We start from the raw sequence: 16655 nt of genomic DNA, 5'->3' as shown, positions 1-16655 counted from the left end.
GCACATGAAATAATTTTCAGGCAATATCGCAAAGCCTGCCAGCGCGGTCAGGCTACGGCCAGGGGCAAGCGCACCTCGACCAGCAAACCCAGGCCACCGTTACCGCTGTGCAACTGAATCGTGCCGCCATGCTGGCGTACGACGGAAGCGACGATCGACAAGCCCAGGCCGCTGCCTGGCTGCGCCTGCTGCGGCGCGCGGAAAAAGCGGTCGAACACGCGGTCATACAGTGCCGGCGCGATGCCCGGTCCCTGATCGGCCACATGCAACACGGCCTGGCCCCGCTCCGCATGCAGCGACACCGTCACGCTGCTGCCGCGCGGGCTGTACTTGATGGCGTTTTCCACCAGGTTGTCGATCAGCGACACCAGACTCTCGCGCTGTCCGGGCACGCTGAGCGAGACGCTGGCTTGCAATTCAAGCTCGATCTCGCCCGCCTGGGCCAGGCCGGACAGGGCCGCCAGACGATCTTGCAGCAAGGTATCGAGCGCCTGGCGCCGCGGCAACTCGCCCGCGCCCGCCTGCACTTCACTGCGCGTCAGCTGCAGCAGCTGGCCCACCAGACGCGCGGCCCGGTTGCCGCTGTTCAAGATACCGTCCAGCAGCTCTTGCTGGCGCGCATCATGTACCTGGCCCTGCAAGGCCTCGACATTGACACGCATGGCCGCCAGCGGCGTGCGCAGCTCATGCGTGGCATCGGCGATGAAGCTGCGTTCGCGCGCAGCGCTGGCATCGACCCGCTGCAGCAGCGCATTGATATTGTCAACCAGTGCTGCCAGTTCGCCATGCGGCGGCTTGAAGGTCAGCGGACGCAAATCCTGCGGCCCGCGCGCCGCCACCTCCTGCGCCAGCTTGCGCCACGGGCGCATGGCAAGGCGGATCGACAGCCAGGCCGGCACCAGCAGGAACGGCAAGCTGATCAGCAACGGCAGCAGGTAGTAACCGCGTGAATTGATGGTGATGAACAATTGCCAGGCGCCTCCCGCTTCCAGCACCGTCACGCGCGTGCCGCCCTCGGCCAGGCTGCGGCTGCGCCAGGCCTGGCCCTTGATGTACACGACTTCCATCTGTTCCGGGCCGGCGCTGCGGATCCCGCTGGGCGCATCGGGCGACTTGTAGACCAGCTTGCCTTCGCGCCAGACCAGGATGCGCGGCGCCAGTTCCGGCACCTGCCCCGTTTCAAACTCCTCGCGCAGGGCTTCGTCGATGGCGCGCAAGCTTTGTTCCTGGCGCTGCGGCTGCTCGGCCAGGTTATCGGCCACGCTGATAATGGCATGCAGGACGCCGCGGCTGACAGTGCTCGCTTCATCCGCGCCCTCGACCAGCACATACGCCACGGCCAGGCTCCACACCATGGTCAGCATCAGCATTTGCGCCATCATCAGGCGGCGCACCAGGGTAGGCTGGCGCAGCATGGCCCAGAAACGCCCCATCATGCGCCGGCACCCGATGGGGTGGATGATTCGCCCTGCTGGTCGATGACATAGCCGACGCCGCGCACGGTACGGATATAGCCTTCGCCTATCTTGCGGCGCAGGTTGCCCATATGCACGTCAAGGGTATTGCTGGCATTGGCCAGCCCGCCGGGCAGGATATGTTCTTCCAGCACGCGGCGCGTGATGACCCGGTTGGCGCGCATCAGCAAGGTCTTCAGCAAGGCATATTCACTGGCCGTGAGCTCCACGGGCCGGCCATGCACGCTGACACGGCGCGTGGGCACCTGCAGCAGCAGGCCGCGCAACTCGATGGTGTCGCCGTCGAAGCCATAGCTGCGGCGCGCCAGGGCGCGCACGCGCGACAGCAGCTCGGCCAGCACGAAGGGCTTCACCAGGTAATCGTCGGCGCCGCCATCGAGGCCCCGCAAGCGCTGTTCCAGCGTGTCGCGGGCGCTGAGGATCAGCACCGGCAAGCGGGCCGCGCGCAGCCGGGCCAGCAAATCGAGGCCATCGCCATCGGGCAAGCCCAGGTCCAGCAGCACCAGCTCGCAACTGTCGTGCTCGATGCTGCGCGCCGCATCTTCCAGGCTGCGGACCCAGACCACTTGCATGCCCTGGTCGCGCAAGGCGATCCGCACGCCGTTGCCCAGGTCCATATCATCTTCAATCAGCAATATCTTCATGGTGGGTATTAAACCACCGCAAGCTGAAGAAAGGGTAAAGAAGCGCTCTTCATGCAATCTTAATAAAAGGCTCATTTTTCCTTCATGGCAAGGACAGATACTACCGGCAGTCAATCGAGCCACTCCGGACTCGGTTCTCATCTGACGGAAACTTCCATGCACGCACCCACAACCCTGCTGACCTCGCTGGCACTTGCTAGCGGCATGATCCTCAACCCGCTGGCCGCCGCGGCGGCCGAACCGCCGGCGGAAAATGTCTTCACCATCGGCGGCGGCGTCGCCGCCGTCTCCAGCTATTCCGGCGCCGACAAGCTGTCGGCCTCGCCGCTGATCATCCTCGATTACGCCATGGCCAATGGCCTGTTCTTCAGCACGTCGCGCGGCATCGGCTATGGCGGCCAGGCAGGCGCCTTCAGCTACAGCGCCGCACTGGGCTACCGCGGCAACCGCGAAGACCACAAGCGCACGGGCGCCAACGGCTGGGGCGGCAGCGATTACCTGAAGGGCATGGGCGAAGTCAAGGGCAACGCCAGCGCCCTGCTCAGTGCCGGTTATTCGCCTTTGCCGGGCCTGTCGCTGAGCGTCACGAGCGACATTCCCCTGTCGAACCGCGAAAATGGCGCGAACGTGCATTTCGGCGCCACAGGACAGATCTACGGCCGGGCCGATGCCAAGGGCGTGCAGCAAGACAGCGTGACCATCGGCGGCCAGCTGGGCTGGGGCGAGCGCAAGTACGTGCAGACCATGTATGGCGTGACGGCCACCCAGGCCGCCAATACCTCGTTCAAGCAATACACGCCCAAGGGCGGTTTCTATGAAGCGCAAGCCACCGTCAACTGGGAACACCGCTTCGATGCACGCTGGGGCATCAATACGCTGATCGGCGTCGAGAGCCGTCTGGGCGACGCGGCCAAGAGCCCCATCGTGCAGCGCAAGACATCGCCGATCGGCGCCGTGTATGTCACTTACCGCTATTAACAACACGCGAACATAAGGGAAACCCGTACGCTGTTTCGCCAATTTACAGCGGATACGGGCATGGATAAGATGACACGGTTTTTCCACCACGGCCATCTTTTCCATGCATGCATCGCGCCTTGCCCCGCAACGCCCCCGCGCCCCGGAAAGCGCCGCGGGTGCCTGCGGCAAGCCGGGCCAGGATACCTTGCTGCTGCTCTTGCCCGTCAAGCGCGCCAGCGACATCATCTACGGTGCGCGCTACGCCAGGCGCCTGCAGGAATGGGGCATCAAAGTATGCGTCAGCCTGTTGCACGTGACACCGGCGCCGCGACGCTGCGCCGATGGCCTGCCCCGGCACAGCGCCAACGAATGCGATGCCCTTGACCTGGCCACGCAGCACATGATGCACGAGGCGGGACTCTACCTGAGCCGCTCTCATATCGATTTCAGCACCCACATTTTCGCCGGCGAGCCGCTGTTTACGATCCTCGATACGGCTGAGCTATTGGGTTGCCACGAAGTCGTCTTGCCAGCACACAAGCAAGGCGGCTGGCCGCGCCGGTTTTCAGGCGGACTGGCCGGCAAGCTGGCGCGGGGCAGCCGCGGCACCACCATCCTGCTGGCAAACCACGAGGGCGTCAGCAGCCCTGTACCCGTCTGAGCCGGAACGGCTTCGACGCTCCTCCTTTATCATGGACATGCGCACGATGATGCCAACTATTACCCTGTCTGACGGCTTGATGGCGATGCCGAGCGGCATGCGCCGCTGGCGCGAACTGCTCAAGCTGCATCTGCGCGCCCGCGTGCAACAGCGCCAAACCCGACTATGGCTGCAACTGCTGAACTCGCATCCGGTGTTTCATGATCTGGTACACGCCTATCCGCACATGATCCACAAGGTCTACCGGCCTTACCTGAGCCTGACCTTGAATTGCCACCAGCGCGTGGAATTGCTGGCCGAACACTACCATTTCATCTTGCAGCAAGGCTGGGGCAAGCTGATGGCTCAAGCGGCGCACGGGCCCGTACGCCTGGGCACAGTGGCGGGCAAGTCGGGCGCGTCCTACCACCTGCAACTGTGTTCGCTGCATCCGATGGACCGCGAAGGCGAGATGGTGCTGCAACTGATGGATGACGACGACGTCCTCTATTCGATCGCCTTTTCCTTCTTCGGCAGCCAGTTGCGCGCCACCTTGGGCATGCGCATCGGCTGCCTGCAAGGCCCGAAGGGCGAGGAAAGCGCACACCGCGTGCGCGAGGCAACGCGCGACTTGCACGGCATGCGTCCCAAGACCCTGATGGTGCGCCTGGTGCGCCAGCTGGGGTACGAACATGGCTGCCGCAAGATGCTTCTTGTCGGCAACATCAACCGCGCCGTGCACCATTCCGCCAAGAAAGGCCGTTTGTTCGCCGACTACAATGCGCTATGGCAAGAACTGGGTGCGCAAGTGCGCCAGGATGGCGATTTTGAGTTAGCGTGCGAAAACCTGCCCTTGCCGGCGCTGCAAGACATTCCTTCCAAAAAACGCTCGGAAGCACGCAAGCGCCACGAATTGACGCTGGCCATGATCGCCAGCCTGCGCAGCGGCCTCGACGCCCATCGCAGCCCGATGCAAGCCGCCACGGCAGGTGCTGCGGCCGCCGCCAGCGAGGCGCGGCAAGCGGCCATGCTCGATGACGACGACTACGCTTCCGTTGTCGCCTGAGCGCCGCCCCCAACTGCGGCACACGCTACAACCCGTGCACGGCGCAATCCTGTTACGCTAGCGCTATCGGTACGCATTACGGTGCGCCGGTTCCCCCAACGCTTACTAGGAGGCATTCATGCGCGTAGACATCTACCGCCGGGCCGAGCACGACGGCATTTTTTCCTACCTCGCCGTGCCGGAAGGAAAACTCATTCCGGAAGAAGTGACCAATACCGACTGGCAGCTCGAAGTACGCGCCAGCGAAGTGGCCGACGATGCCCAGATATTGCCGGACTACCATATCGAACAGCCGCACCAGCAGATCGCCGCCAAGGGCTATGCGATCACGGGCCTGAAAGACATGTAAACGTAAAAAAAGCCAAACCAGCATGTCTGCGGTTTGGCTTTGTTGTCTGCGCCGGGCGGTGCCGGTCAGTATTCGACCGCCACCTCTTGCGCGCCTAGCATCTGCTCCAGCGCCATCTGCAATTCATCCGATGGCGCCACTTTCCACTCGTCGCCAAACTGCAGCACGCAACTGACGCCTTGCGGGCTGACCCGCGCGGCGATCGGCAAGCCCGTCTCGGCCCGGTGCGGCATGATCACGTCGCGGATGCGCTTGGCGTCCAGGGTGGCCGGCAAGGTCAGGCCCAGCTGGCGGCCATATTGCACGCGCGCGGCGATGATGTCGAAGGCGCTCTCGGCCGTGATACGCAAGCCGCCCGAGAAACGGTCTTCCGACACCTTGCCGACGACGGCCAGGAATTCGTCTTCCTTGAAGATTTTCCGGTTGGCATCGAACAATTCGCCATACACCGTCACTTCCACCGTGCCGCTCTTGTCATCCAGGGTGACGATGAGGATCTTGCCGCGCTGCGTCATCTGCGTGCGCAAGCCCGTGATGACGCCGGCCATCATGCGCGGCTCGCGCGACGGCGACAGTTCCGACAATTTCGTGCGCGCGAAACGGCGCGCCTCGGGCGCATACGAATCGAACAGGTGGCCGGACAGGTAGAAGCCCAGCGCGATCTTTTCTTCCGTCAGGCGCTGTTTATCTGTCCACACGGGCACCTTGACGTACTCGGGCGGCGCCACCATGTCGCTGTCGTCGCCGCCGAACAGGCTCACCTGGTTGGCCGCCTTGGCCGCCTGGTCGGCGCATTCCATGGCGAACGCCACGGAAGCGAGCAGGATGGCGCGGTCGACCTTCAGGCAGTCGAACGCGCCGCTGCGGATCAGCGACTCGATGGTGCGGCGGTTGATCTGTTTTTTATCCACGCGCTTGCAGAAATCGAACAGGCTCGTGAATGGCCCGCCCGCCTCGCGCGCGGCGATGATGGCTTCGATGGCATTCTGGCCCGAGCCCTTCACGGCGCCCAGGCCGTAACGGATCTGCGTGACTTTCTTGCCGCTCACGGACGGCGGCGCGCCGCTCGGCGTGAAGCGGTAGTCCGATTCGTTGATATCGGGCGGCAACAAGGTCAGCTTGCAGATTTCCAGCGAGTCTTCCACCAGGATCTTGATCTTGTCCGTGTCGTCCATGGCCAGCGACAAGTTGGCGGCCATGAAGGCGGCCGTGTGGTGCGCTTTCAGATACGCCGTGTGGTACGACAGCAGGGCGTAGGCGGCGGCGTGCGATTTATTGAAACCGTAGCCGGCGAACTTTTCCATCAAATCGAAGATCTCGTCGGCCTTTTCCGCCGTCAAGCCGTCTTTCGCCGCACCGGCGCGGAAGATCTCGCGGTGCTCGGCCATCTCTTCGGCCTTCTTCTTGCCCATGGCGCGCCGCAGCATGTCGGCGCCGCCCAGCGAGTAGCCGCCGACGATCTGCGCCATCTGCATCACCTGCTCCTGATACACCATGATGCCGTAGGTTTCGGACAGAATCGATTCCGTGCGCGGATCGGGATAATCGAAACGTTCACCGTGCTTGCGCTTGCAAAAATCCGGAATCAGGTCCATCGGGCCCGGGCGGTACAGCGCCACGAGCGCGATAATGTCTTCAAAACGGTCGGGACGCGCGTCTTTCAGCATGCCCTGCATGCCGCGCGACTCGAGCTGGAACACGGCCACGGTCTTGGCCTTGGTCAGCAAGTCGTACGACGGCTTGTCGTTCAGCGGCAAGGTCGCCAGGTCGAAGTTCGCCTGCGCGGGATCGAGCTGCTTGATGTAGCGCACGGCGCGGTCGAGGATGGTCAGCGTGGTCAGACCCAAGAAGTCGAACTTCACGAGGCCGACGGCCTCCACGTCATCCTTGTCGTACTGCGACACGACGCCCGAATCGCCGCCCTGCGTGTACAGCGGACAGAAGTCCGTCAGCTTGCCCGGGGCGATCAGCACGCCCCCCGCGTGCATGCCGATATTGCGCGTGATGCCTTCGACCTGCTGCGCCAGGTCCAGCAGCTGCTTGACCTCTTCCTCGTTTTCCAGGCGCTCCTTGAGCAGCGGCTCTTCCTCGATGGCATCGGCGATCGACACGGGTTTACCGGGCTTGAACGGAATCAGCTTCGAGATGCCGTCGCAGAAGTTGTAGCCGAAATCCATCACGCGGCCCACGTCGCGGATCGCGCCCTTGGCCGCCATGGTACCGAAGGTGGCGATCTGCGAGACCGCCTCCTTGCCGTACAAATCCTTGACGTGCTGAATGACTCTGTCGCGCCCTTCCTGGCAAAAGTCGATATCGAAGTCGGGCATCGAAACGCGTTCGGGATTCAAAAAGCGCTCGAACAGCAGGTTGTACTGCAACGGATCGAGGTCGGTAATGAGCAGCGAATACGCCACCAGCGAACCGGCGCCCGAACCGCGGCCCGGACCGACGGGCACGCCGTTTTCCTTGGCCCACTGGATAAACTCGGCCACGATGAGGAAGTAGCCGGGGAACTTCATGTTGCAAATCGTGTCTGTCTCGAATTTCAAACGCGATTCGTAGCGCGGACGTTCCTTTTCGCGGCGCTCGGGATCGGGATACAGCTGGATCAAACGCTTTTCCAGGCCCGCCTGCGATTCGGCCACGAGGAACTGGTCGATCGTCATGCCCGGCGGCGTGGGGAAGTTCGGCAATTGCGGCTTGCCCAGGGTCAAGGTCAGATTGCAGCGCTTGGCAATTTCCACGGAATTGGCCAGCGCGGCCGGCAGGTCGGCGAACAGTTCCGCCATGTCGGCCTGCGACAGGAAGCGCTGGCTGTCATTGAAGCGTTTCACCCGCTTGGCGTTGGCCAGCATTTCGCCTTCGGCGATACAGGTGCGGGCTTCGTGGGCGATGAATTCCTCAGGAGAAATAAATTGCACGGGATGCGTGGCCACCACGGGCAAGCCCAGCTTGGCCGCCAGCGCCACCGCATGGCGTACCTGCGCTTCCTGGTTGGCCTGGCCACCGCGCTGGATTTCGATATAGAAATGGCCGGGGAAAATCTCGGCCCAGCGCTGCGCATTGCGTTCGGCCAGGGCCAGGTTGCCATTCTCGATGGCGATACCGACGTCGCCGAAATGCGCGCCCGACAGCACGATCAGGCCATTGGCCGCGCTTTCGCCCGGGTACAGGTCGTAGGTATTCGTCGCCAGCGCTTGCAGCCACTCGATGCGCAGCTCGGCGCGGCCCTTGTACTGGTTCGTCAGCCAGGCCGTCGACAGCAGTTCGCACAGCTGCAGATAGCCCATGCGGTTCTTCGCCAGCAATAGCAGGCGCGACGGTTTTTCGCGGTTGTCGTCATTCGTGATCCACACGTCGACGCCAACGATGGGCTTGATGCCCTTGCCGCGCGCTTCCTTGTAGAACTTGACCATGCCAAACAGGTTCGACAGGTCGGTGACGGCCAGCGCCACCTGCTTGTCCTTTGCCGCCGCTTTGACCACATCGTCGATGCGCACGAGGCCGTCGACGATCGAGTACTCCGAGTGCACGCGCAAGTGGACGAAAGCCGGACCGGGCTGCATCGCTTGCTGTGAACCTGCCGGAGCGCCGGCCTCTTGCATTACCATTTCCATCCTGTGTACCGTTTCGTGCAAAATTCAATGGGGTCTATTCTACCGCGTCGCGGCCGCGGACCGGGTATCCTGCCTGGCCTGTCGGGCTTATAATATCGGCTGTTCAGTCTAAGCCGATCGCCATCATGCAAGCCATCACCCCAGCAACACCCGCCGTTTCCGCCGCCGCCAGCCAGCCCGCCGCCACGTTTGTCAATATCGCCGCGTATAAATTCATCACGCTGGACGATACGGAAGCCATGCGTCCCTTGTATCAGGAGCAATGCCTGGCGCTGGACCTGAAAGGCACGATCCTGCTGACGCCCGAAGGCATCAACATGTTCCTGTCGGGCACACGCGAGCATATCGACAGCTTCCTCGCCTGGGTGCGCAGCGATGTGCGCCTGGCCGATCTGGAATGGAAGGAAAGCTTGTCGAACGAGCAATCGCACAAACGCATGCTGGTCAAGCTGAAAAAGGAGATCATCACCATGCGCATGCCGCTGATCAAGCCGGAACTGGGCCGCGCCCCGTCCGTCGACGCGCATACGCTCAAGCGCTGGTTAGATGCCGGCGTCGACGATGCGGGCAAACCCGTGGTCATGATGGAAACGCGCAACGCCTTTGAAGTGGACGTGGGCACGTTCAACAACACGCTCGATTACCGGATCGACAAGTTCACGGAATTTCCGGCCGTCGCCGCCGCCCACAAGGACGAACTGGAAGGCAAGACCGTCGTCACTTTCTGCACGGGCGGCATCCGCTGCGAAAAGGCCGCCATCCACATGAAGGAAATCGGCTACGACAGCGTGTACCAGCTCGACGGCGGCATCCTGAAATATTTTGAAGAAGTGGGCGGCGAGCACTACACGGGCGACTGCTTCGTGTTCGACTACCGCACGGCCCTGAACCCGAAACTGGAACCGACGGAAACCGTGCAGTGTTTCGTCTGCCGCGCCGTCGTTACGCCGCGCCAGCAACTGGCGCCGGAATATGTGTATGAGGTGTCGTGCCCGCATTGCTACGGCAAGGGCGGAAATTAAGCATCCGGGCGTACCGCGCATGGGGAGAGAGGCTGCCCTACATTGCAACCTCCACAATGACTCAAGGCTTCCCGCAGGAGGCGATGATATCGCGGGCCAATTCCCTGGCGATGTTTACGCGGGAAAACTTGGCCACGAATTGCTCACGGCGCGTGTCCCGGATCAAGAGACGGTCAAAAGCGGTGACGGCAGCATCTGCGTCGCAGGGATAAAAGACGGCCGCATTCGGTATTTCCTCAGCAACAAATTTCGCCGCATAGCCATCGACCCCTGCCAAGATCGGCTTACCGCTGGCCCCATACTCGAACAATTTCGAGGGTAGCACTTTCTTGAACGCATCATAATCATTCAAGTGCACAAACAGCACATCCGCAGCCTGGTATGCAGCGATCAATTCATGTCGTTTCATCGGTGGCAGGAAGGCGACATTGTCGCTGCCAGCCTCCTTCAGCGCATTTTCCAGCGCCGCCCGCCGCCCGCCATCGCCGATCACGGTAAACCGTGCGCGACCACGCAAGCGCTTGGCAAGCGTGGGCAAAATCAGATGCAAACCCTGTCCTTCACCGACATTTCCAGCATAGACGATCGAAATCAGCGATGCCGCTGGAGCAGAAACGGGCCGCTCGGCCGTTCCGATATACAAGAACTCGTCGTCGATACCATTGGTGAAATACGAAAATTTCTGATCCGGATAACGACTTGAGAAATAGCCGGCAAACCCTGCGGAAATCAGGTTGACCTTGTCGGCTCGGCGAATTGCCCACCTTTCCAATAGGGAAAACACCGGCTTGAAGATTCCGGCCATATGTTTGGGCAACACATCCTTGATCGTGTCGACAAAGATGTCGCGGATGTCAAGATGCAGTCCAGCGCAACGGTTCCTCGCGATCCACGCACCCAGTACAGCAGTCATCAGGCGCGAGGAAGTGGCGCAGACCAGATCGTATTGGGCTGATTTGGCCAGCTTGATTGCGCTGCGGGCAAAGGCAAGGAAAGCCTTCGACTGATCGACCATGCCGCTTTGATGCGCAGGCAAGCCAATACGCCGAATCGTCAGGCCTGCGTGCTCCTCAACTTCCGGCGCCACAGCCGCAAATTTACTGTAACGGTTGGGCATGGTCGTGATTACATCGACATGGGAGCCGGCAGGCAAGGTTGCCAGCAGGGCGTCTGCCAGGGACGCGGCGCGAAACGAACCCGGACACAGATCAGGCGTGTAATAAAAACTTAACAGCAAAACTCTCATTCATTTTCCTTCTGTTCTACTGCAATAGCGCCTGACACAGTGCCCACCCAACGATACTCAGGCGTAGGAGTTGCCGACGATATCCAACAGCATGGCGCCAGGCGCCAGCTTGGCGTCAATACCCTTGAAGTCGCTGTGGCGAACCAACAACACGAGAATATCAGCCTGGGCAACCGCGTCATCGACAGAGACGAGCGCATGCTTCGCAAGCGAGCCAGCCAAGGCATCAATATTGGGCTCCACCAATAACAGGCGGGCGCCGGTGGTTGCAGCAAATTTTTCTGCAATGCTCAGGGCAGGACTTTCTCGCAGGTCATCAATGTTGGGCTTGAATGCCAAACCGAGCATGGCTACCGTCAGCGTCGATTCGGCCTGCCCGGCCGCAACCCGTGCGTCAACCGCCTCTTGCACCTGAGTCAGCACCCATTCCGGCTTGTGATCGTTGACCTCGCGGGCAGTGCGGATCAAACGTGCTTGCTCCGGCGTTTTATCAACAATAAACCATGGATCGACAGCAATACAATGCCCACCCACCCCGCAGCCCGGCTGCAGAATATTGACGCGTGGATGGCGATTCGCGAGAGATATCAACTCCCATACATTAATATCAAGCTTATCGCTGATCAGAGAGAGTTCATTGGCGAAAGCAATATTCACATCACGGAAGGCGTTTTCAGCCAATTTACTCATTTCCGCCGTGCGAACATTGGTATGCAGCAACTCTCCCCGTACGAAAATGCGGTACACATCGGCGGCCAGCGCCGCACACCGCGCCGTCACACCACCGATGATGCGGTCGTTGGCCACCAGTTCATGCACCACATTACCTGGAAGTACGCGCTCCGGACAGTATGCCACGTGTACATCGACGTCTGCGTCAGCCGCACTGAGCGGGAAACGCAGGTCGGGACGCGCAAGCTGCATCCATTGCAGCATCTGCTCGGTCGTGCCAACCGGCGAGGTTGACTCGAGAATAATGATGTTGCCCTTTTTTAGCACAGGTGCGATCGATTCGGCCGCTGCCCGCACGTAGCTCAAGTCTGGTTCATGCACACCCTTGAACGGTGTCGGCACGGCGATCAGGAAGGCATCGGCTGCTTCCGGGCGGGTAGTTGCACGCAGGCAGCCCTCGGTGACAGCGGCATGTACCAGCATGTCCAGTTCAGGTTCAACAATATGAATCTTGCCGGCATTGATGGTATCGACTGCGTGCTGGCTAATATCAACGCCAATCACCTTGACACCTCGCGATGCAAACATGGCTGCAGTGGGCAGACCGATGTACCCCAAACCGATGACTGAAATTGAATTGAATTTTTGATTCACTTGATAACTCCTGTTGAATTTAAAGTGCCGCCAGCTTGGCCGTCTGCTGCACATGATGTGCTAGAAGCGCGTCAATGATACGGACACTCGCAGCTCCATCACCGTAAGGATTATGGGCAAAACTCATCATTCCGTATGCCTGCTCGTCACTGAGCAACTCGGTGACATTGGCAACGATACGTTCGACATCGGTGCCGACCAAACGCACCGTTCCAGCGGCCAGCGCTTCGGGCCGCTCGGTAGTGTCGCGCATGACCAGCACCGGCTTGCCCAGTGAAGGTGCCTCTTCCTGGATACCGCCAGAATCGGTCAATATCAGATAGGAACGCATCATCAGGAAGACGAATGGCAAGTACTCCTGCGGAGCGACCAGATGCACATTCGAGACACCGCTCAGCAATCGATTTACGGGTTCCTGGACATGTGGATTCAAATGCACGGGATAGACGAAGTCAACGGCCGGGAATTGCTGTGCCAGGCGTTGCAGCGCGACGCAGATACGTTCAAAACCGCCGCCAAAATTTTCCCGGCGGTGGCCAGTAATGAGCACGACACGCGCATCTTCGCGCAGGAACGGAAAAAGTGCGGCCTGTTCTTGGTACAACTGTGGCGAGGCCCGCAACTTGTCACACACCATGACAAGGGCGTCAATGACCGTATTGCCAGTGACGACAATACGAGCGGCGTCGACGTTTTCCCTCAGCAGGTTAGCACTCGACTCGGTGGTCGGAGCAAAATGCATCTCGGCGAGCACGCTGGTCAGCCGTCGGTTGGCCTCCTCCGGCCAGGGCGAATACAAATTTCCCGTGCGCAACCCAGCTTCGACATGGCCCACTGGAATACGCTGGTAAAACGCAGCCAGCGAGGCGCAGAATGTCGTTGACGTATCGCCATGCACCAGCACGTAGTCAGGACGAAATTCGGCGAATACTTCAGCAATATTTTGCAAAATATCGGTCGTGACGGTATACAGATTCTGGTCGGGGCGCATGATATCTAGGTCAAAATCTGGCTTGATATCGAACAGATCAAGTACTTGATCGAGCATTTGCCGGTGCTGCGCCGTGACGCAAACCTTGCTATCGATGTCCGGATGCAGGGCCAGTTGGCGCACCAAAGGCGACATTTTAATCGCTTCAGGACGGGTCCCGAATACAGTCAGTACTTTCAATTGTTTCTTCATTGCATCTCCCGACCGGGCTATATCAGCCTCAGCCTTGTCAAACCGTCTAAAAAATGCAGCGTCAACAACCACCGGTATCCCGTATACCGGCGGCTGGAGCGATACGATGCAGGAAAATTAACTGTCGACGCCGCCGCACTTGGGCGGCCCCTCCGTTCCACGCCCTGCAAGAGCGGGACACCGCATGCCATATATATACGTTCCGGGGACATGCTGCCGGTCTGCGGCGGGCAAGCGCACTCGCCCGAATCAGATACGTGCGAGATACACCATTTGGCGCCCCCCCACAATCATGAGTCTGAGATGATAACCGTTTACTTCGCGAATAATCAATTGAGATTTGAAACTTGGTCCCCGATTCTTTGATGCCGGAAGTCAGCTGGCTGACACATACTACCTCGGAGGAAGGCATTTGGACCTGGGCATTTTCAATGCAATGCATTAAAGACAATACGCTGCAGCGTGAAAGAATACCAAGCAAAGGTTGACTTTACGCGAAAGGGAAACACGAAAAGTACTTCGTTCCTGCTACAATTTCGAGTAACATATCAAGTAAAGTTAGCCGTCATTCCTGCGAGCACTAGTATTGCCGCACACATTTCTCTAGCATATTCGAACTAAGTTGGCACCACTAACGCTATGTCCCGACACTACAAGCAAAGGAAACTTGCCAGCATGAAATTATTATAGTTAATACAATAAGATCGTGCGCTTCATCCTGGCTGCAAGCTTGCAGACTGTGTTGCGCGGCATGGATATGCAATATGCACTGAAGTGTGCAACGATCTTGCCATGGCGCACACCGCTATTGCTAGCGTGCTGTTCTTCAGCAACGTCGTTCTTGACATCAGCCCTGTTCACGACACACCATTTTCCTGATTGCCATCTGCACAAGGCCAGTGACAATGGGCTGCGCGACCGGGCAATCCGGACAGTTGCCCTCTCTCAATCATGCGGATATGACTTCGTCACTGCGAGAAGAATGGCCGCCGGCTCAATATTACCCTGCAATCGTCATGCCAAAAAGTAGGCTGCGATATTATCGGATTTTAATAACTTAAGGGCATAACGAATATGTTTACAAATTCCACCATTCTGGTAACGGGCGGGACCGGTTCCTTTGGCAATAAATTTGTGCCAATGACACTCGCCAAATATAATCCCAAAAAAATCATTATTTATTCCCGTGATGAAATGAAACAATGGGAAATGGCAAAACGTTTTCAAGGCGATCCACGTATCCGTTTCTTCATCGGCGATGTACGTGATCGTGAACGTCTGTACCGGGCATTGGATGGCGTCGATTATGTAGTGCATGCTGCGGCCACCAAAATTGTCCCAACTGCCGAATATAATCCGTTTGAATGCGTGAAAACCAATATCAACGGCGCGATGAATCTTATCGATGCGTGCATAGACAAGAAGGTCCGCCGCGTCGTCGCCTTGTCGACGGATAAGGCAAGTAGCCCGGTGAATCTGTACGGTGCGACGAAACTGGCATCGGATAAATTGTTTGTAGCAGGAAACTCATATGCTGGCGCAGATGGCTGCCGCTTTGGTGTTGTCCGCTATGGCAATGTGATGGGTTCGCGCGGTTCGGTCATCCCATTCTTCCTGTCGATTAAGGATAAAGGCGTACTGCCTATTACCGACCCACGCATGACCCGCTTCATGATTACGCTCGAACAAGGCGTCGAACTAGTGTGGCACGCCTTTGAAGATATGCAGGGCGGCGAAATCTACGTCAAGAAAATCCCATCAATGAAGGTGACCGATGTTGCCAATGCCGTCGACGATACCTGCACGCAAGAAACCATCGGCATTCGTGCCGGCGAAAAACTGCATGAGCAGATGATTAGCGCCGAAGATGCTTTGCTGACCTACGAATATGCGGAACATTTCAAGATTCTGCCTGCGATTCACAATTGGAGCGAAGATCCGTTCCGCATCAAGGATGGCGTCAAAGTGCCAGAAAACTTCGTTTATTCCAGCGACAACAACCGCGAATGGATGAGCATTCCTGAATTGCGCTCGTGGATCGAACAGCACACCAACGAAATCGACAAGGTTTAATTGTCACGCCGCACCCATTGTACTGTCGAACGAAACACCCCGGCATATAATGCCGGGTACTGTGCAAGCAAGTAAGGAGTTAAATTTGAATCCAGTCCCGCCAGGAAAGATCGAGTCCCCCCTCCCTTTCAACGCCGGAGTGCTGGCGCGTTTTGGCATAGGTGCCGCCCAGTTTGGCATGTCCTACGGCCGGTTCAATACCCAAGGCATGCCTTCGCAGGATGCGGTACGCAATATACTGATCGCGGCCCGCAACTTTGGCCTCTCGGTCATCGATACCGCGCATGAATACGGCGCCTCGCAAAGTGTACTCGGCCAGTGCGCCGAAGAAGCCCGGCATTTTGCTATGATCACCAAGACGCCGCGCCTGCCAGCCGACTTCACGGCAGCTGATGCGCAAACCCTGGCCGAAGCCTTGCGCGCCGCACTGGGGACGCTGCGACGTGCCTCAGTCGATGGCTTGATGGTTCACAACTCCGACGAACTGCTGGCACCTGGCGGGGGCTACGTCTATGAGCAGCTGTTGGCTCTGAAAGAGGCCGGACTGGTGCGAAAAATCGGCATATCCGCCTATACCGGAGAAGTAGCCGAAAAGATCGCAGACCGGTTCCCCATTGATCTTGTGCAATTGCCAATAAACTGGCTGGACCGACGGCTCATCGAGTCGGGAACGCTGCGTCGCCTGAACGAAAAAGGCATCGAGATCCATGCCAGATCAGCATTTTTGCAAGGCTTGCTACTGGCCGATCCTGCCACGCTGGCACCTAACTTTGACAGCGTTCGGCCAGTGCTGACGGCGTTTCGCGACAGTTGCACGCAGGCGGGCGTCAGTCCTGCGCACGCAGCGCTGCATCACTTGCTGGGAACGCCGGAAATCGCGCGTATTATTGTAGGGGTCGAGTCCATTGAACAATTGAATGAATTGTTCGGCAATTTCCCGCCCCCTCCGCCGATTCATTTCGCCGACTTCAGCTGCAACGATGTCCGCATCCTGAATCCCGTATTATGGAACGCGTAAGCATGCGTGCGCGGCAACACGTGCAATCATCGATGC

The 16655-nt window shown here is 59.1% G+C and carries 13 protein-coding genes; 7 read left to right on the top strand and 6 right to left on the bottom strand.

Annotated features, from left to right (window positions below):
- Nucleotides 1-47 precede the first annotated feature (47 nt).
- On the bottom strand, nt 48-1436 hold the full coding sequence (locus tag JAB8_RS00575; protein WP_083287510.1) for an ATP-binding protein: 1389 nt from the start codon (nt 1434-1436) through the stop codon (nt 48-50).
- On the bottom strand, nt 1433-2119 hold the full coding sequence (locus tag JAB8_RS00570; protein WP_070224380.1) for a response regulator: 687 nt from the start codon (nt 2117-2119) through the stop codon (nt 1433-1435). Before JAB8_RS00570 ends, JAB8_RS00575 begins: the two co-directional genes overlap by 4 nt.
- 156 nt (nt 2120-2275) lie before the next feature.
- Here JAB8_RS00570 and JAB8_RS00565 point away from each other — a divergent pair, with 156 nt between their 5' ends.
- From JAB8_RS00565 to JAB8_RS00550, 4 genes are all read left to right on the top strand, one after another.
- Entirely contained in the window at nt 2276-3097 is an 822-nt protein-coding gene (locus JAB8_RS00565) for a MipA/OmpV family protein (RefSeq protein WP_070224379.1), read from the top strand.
- Nucleotides 3098-3200: 103 nt separating this feature from the next.
- Nucleotides 3201-3740, top strand: coding sequence for a universal stress protein (locus tag JAB8_RS00560; RefSeq protein WP_070287845.1), 540 nt, complete (start codon nt 3201-3203; stop codon nt 3738-3740).
- A 46-nt stretch (nt 3741-3786) separates the two neighbouring features.
- Nucleotides 3787-4785, top strand: a complete 999-nt coding sequence (locus JAB8_RS00555) for a VirK/YbjX family protein (protein ID WP_175445134.1) — start codon at nt 3787-3789, stop codon at nt 4783-4785.
- A gap of 118 nt (nt 4786-4903) precedes the next feature.
- Nucleotides 4904-5134, top strand: a complete 231-nt coding sequence (locus JAB8_RS00550) for a DUF6139 family protein (protein WP_070224376.1) — start codon at nt 4904-4906, stop codon at nt 5132-5134.
- A gap of 65 nt (nt 5135-5199) precedes the next feature.
- Here the strand turns inward: JAB8_RS00550 and dnaE are convergent, their stop codons facing one another.
- Nucleotides 5200-8739 (bottom strand): DNA polymerase III subunit alpha, encoded by a 3540-nt coding sequence (dnaE, locus tag JAB8_RS00545; RefSeq protein WP_230502684.1) that lies wholly within the window; start codon nt 8737-8739, stop codon nt 5200-5202.
- Nucleotides 8740-8876: 137 nt separating this feature from the next.
- On the opposite strand from dnaE, the gene JAB8_RS00540 reads away from it, so the two are divergent.
- Nucleotides 8877-9773, top strand: a complete 897-nt coding sequence (locus JAB8_RS00540; protein WP_070287842.1) for a sulfurtransferase — start codon at nt 8877-8879, stop codon at nt 9771-9773.
- A 61-nt stretch (nt 9774-9834) separates the two neighbouring features.
- Here the strand turns inward: JAB8_RS00540 and JAB8_RS00535 are convergent, their stop codons facing one another.
- Genes JAB8_RS00535 through wecB form a run of 3 tightly spaced genes read right to left on the bottom strand, consistent with a single transcriptional unit; the run spans nt 9835 to nt 13528 of the window.
- A complete protein-coding gene (locus JAB8_RS00535) occupies nt 9835-11019 on the bottom strand; it encodes a glycosyltransferase family 4 protein (protein WP_070287840.1) in 1185 nt (394 codons plus the stop codon).
- A 57-nt stretch (nt 11020-11076) separates the two neighbouring features.
- Nucleotides 11077-12345: a UDP-N-acetyl-D-mannosamine dehydrogenase gene (wecC, locus tag JAB8_RS00530; RefSeq protein ID WP_071654365.1), complete on the bottom strand. Its 1269-nt coding sequence runs from the start codon at nt 12343-12345 to the stop codon at nt 11077-11079.
- Between the two features lie 19 nt (nt 12346-12364).
- Nucleotides 12365-13528 (bottom strand): UDP-N-acetylglucosamine 2-epimerase (non-hydrolyzing), encoded by a 1164-nt coding sequence (gene wecB / locus JAB8_RS00525; protein WP_070287838.1) that lies wholly within the window; start codon nt 13526-13528, stop codon nt 12365-12367.
- Between the two features lie 1074 nt (nt 13529-14602).
- Between wecB and pseB the strand changes: the two genes are divergently transcribed.
- Together pseB and JAB8_RS00515 are read left to right on the top strand one after the other, a co-directional pair.
- The gene (pseB, locus tag JAB8_RS00520; protein ID WP_070287837.1) at nt 14603-15601 is read left to right on the top strand and encodes a UDP-N-acetylglucosamine 4,6-dehydratase (inverting); all 999 of its coding nucleotides are present in this window, start codon (nt 14603-14605) and stop codon (nt 15599-15601) included.
- 85 nt (nt 15602-15686) lie between these two features.
- Nucleotides 15687-16619: an aldo/keto reductase gene (locus tag JAB8_RS00515; protein ID WP_175445133.1), complete on the top strand. Its 933-nt coding sequence runs from the start codon at nt 15687-15689 to the stop codon at nt 16617-16619.
- Nucleotides 16620-16655 lie beyond the last annotated feature (36 nt).

The sequence above is a fragment of the Janthinobacterium sp. HH106 genome (assembly GCF_001758725.1).
Taxonomy (GTDB): Bacteria; Pseudomonadota; Gammaproteobacteria; order Burkholderiales; family Burkholderiaceae_D; genus Janthinobacterium.
This window is presented reverse-complemented; position numbering and strand designations above follow the sequence as displayed.

What these genes read in the sequence shown, in the direction of transcription:
- JAB8_RS00550 (WP_070224376.1), top strand. Translation starts at nt 4,904, where the DNA reads ATGCGCGTAGACATCTACCGCCGGGCCGAGCACGACGGCATTTTTTCC.
- JAB8_RS00560 (WP_070287845.1), top strand. Translation starts at nt 3,201, where the DNA reads ATGCATGCATCGCGCCTTGCCCCGCAACGCCCCCGCGCCCCGGAAAGC.
- JAB8_RS00565 (WP_070224379.1), top strand. Translation starts at nt 2,276, where the DNA reads ATGCACGCACCCACAACCCTGCTGACCTCGCTGGCACTTGCTAGCGGC.
- dnaE (WP_230502684.1), bottom strand. Translation starts at nt 8,739, where the DNA reads ATGCAAGAGGCCGGCGCTCCGGCAGGTTCACAGCAAGCGATGCAGCCC.
- JAB8_RS00555 (WP_175445134.1), top strand. Translation starts at nt 3,787, where the DNA reads ATGATGCCAACTATTACCCTGTCTGACGGCTTGATGGCGATGCCGAGC.
- JAB8_RS00570 (WP_070224380.1), bottom strand. Translation starts at nt 2,119, where the DNA reads ATGAAGATATTGCTGATTGAAGATGATATGGACCTGGGCAACGGCGTG.
- JAB8_RS00575 (WP_083287510.1), bottom strand. Translation starts at nt 1,436, where the DNA reads ATGATGGGGCGTTTCTGGGCCATGCTGCGCCAGCCTACCCTGGTGCGC.
- JAB8_RS00535 (WP_070287840.1), bottom strand. Translation starts at nt 11,019, where the DNA reads ATGAGAGTTTTGCTGTTAAGTTTTTATTACACGCCTGATCTGTGTCCG.
- pseB (WP_070287837.1), top strand. Translation starts at nt 14,603, where the DNA reads ATGTTTACAAATTCCACCATTCTGGTAACGGGCGGGACCGGTTCCTTT.
- wecB (WP_070287838.1), bottom strand. Translation starts at nt 13,528, where the DNA reads ATGAAGAAACAATTGAAAGTACTGACTGTATTCGGGACCCGTCCTGAA.
- JAB8_RS00540 (WP_070287842.1), top strand. Translation starts at nt 8,877, where the DNA reads ATGCAAGCCATCACCCCAGCAACACCCGCCGTTTCCGCCGCCGCCAGC.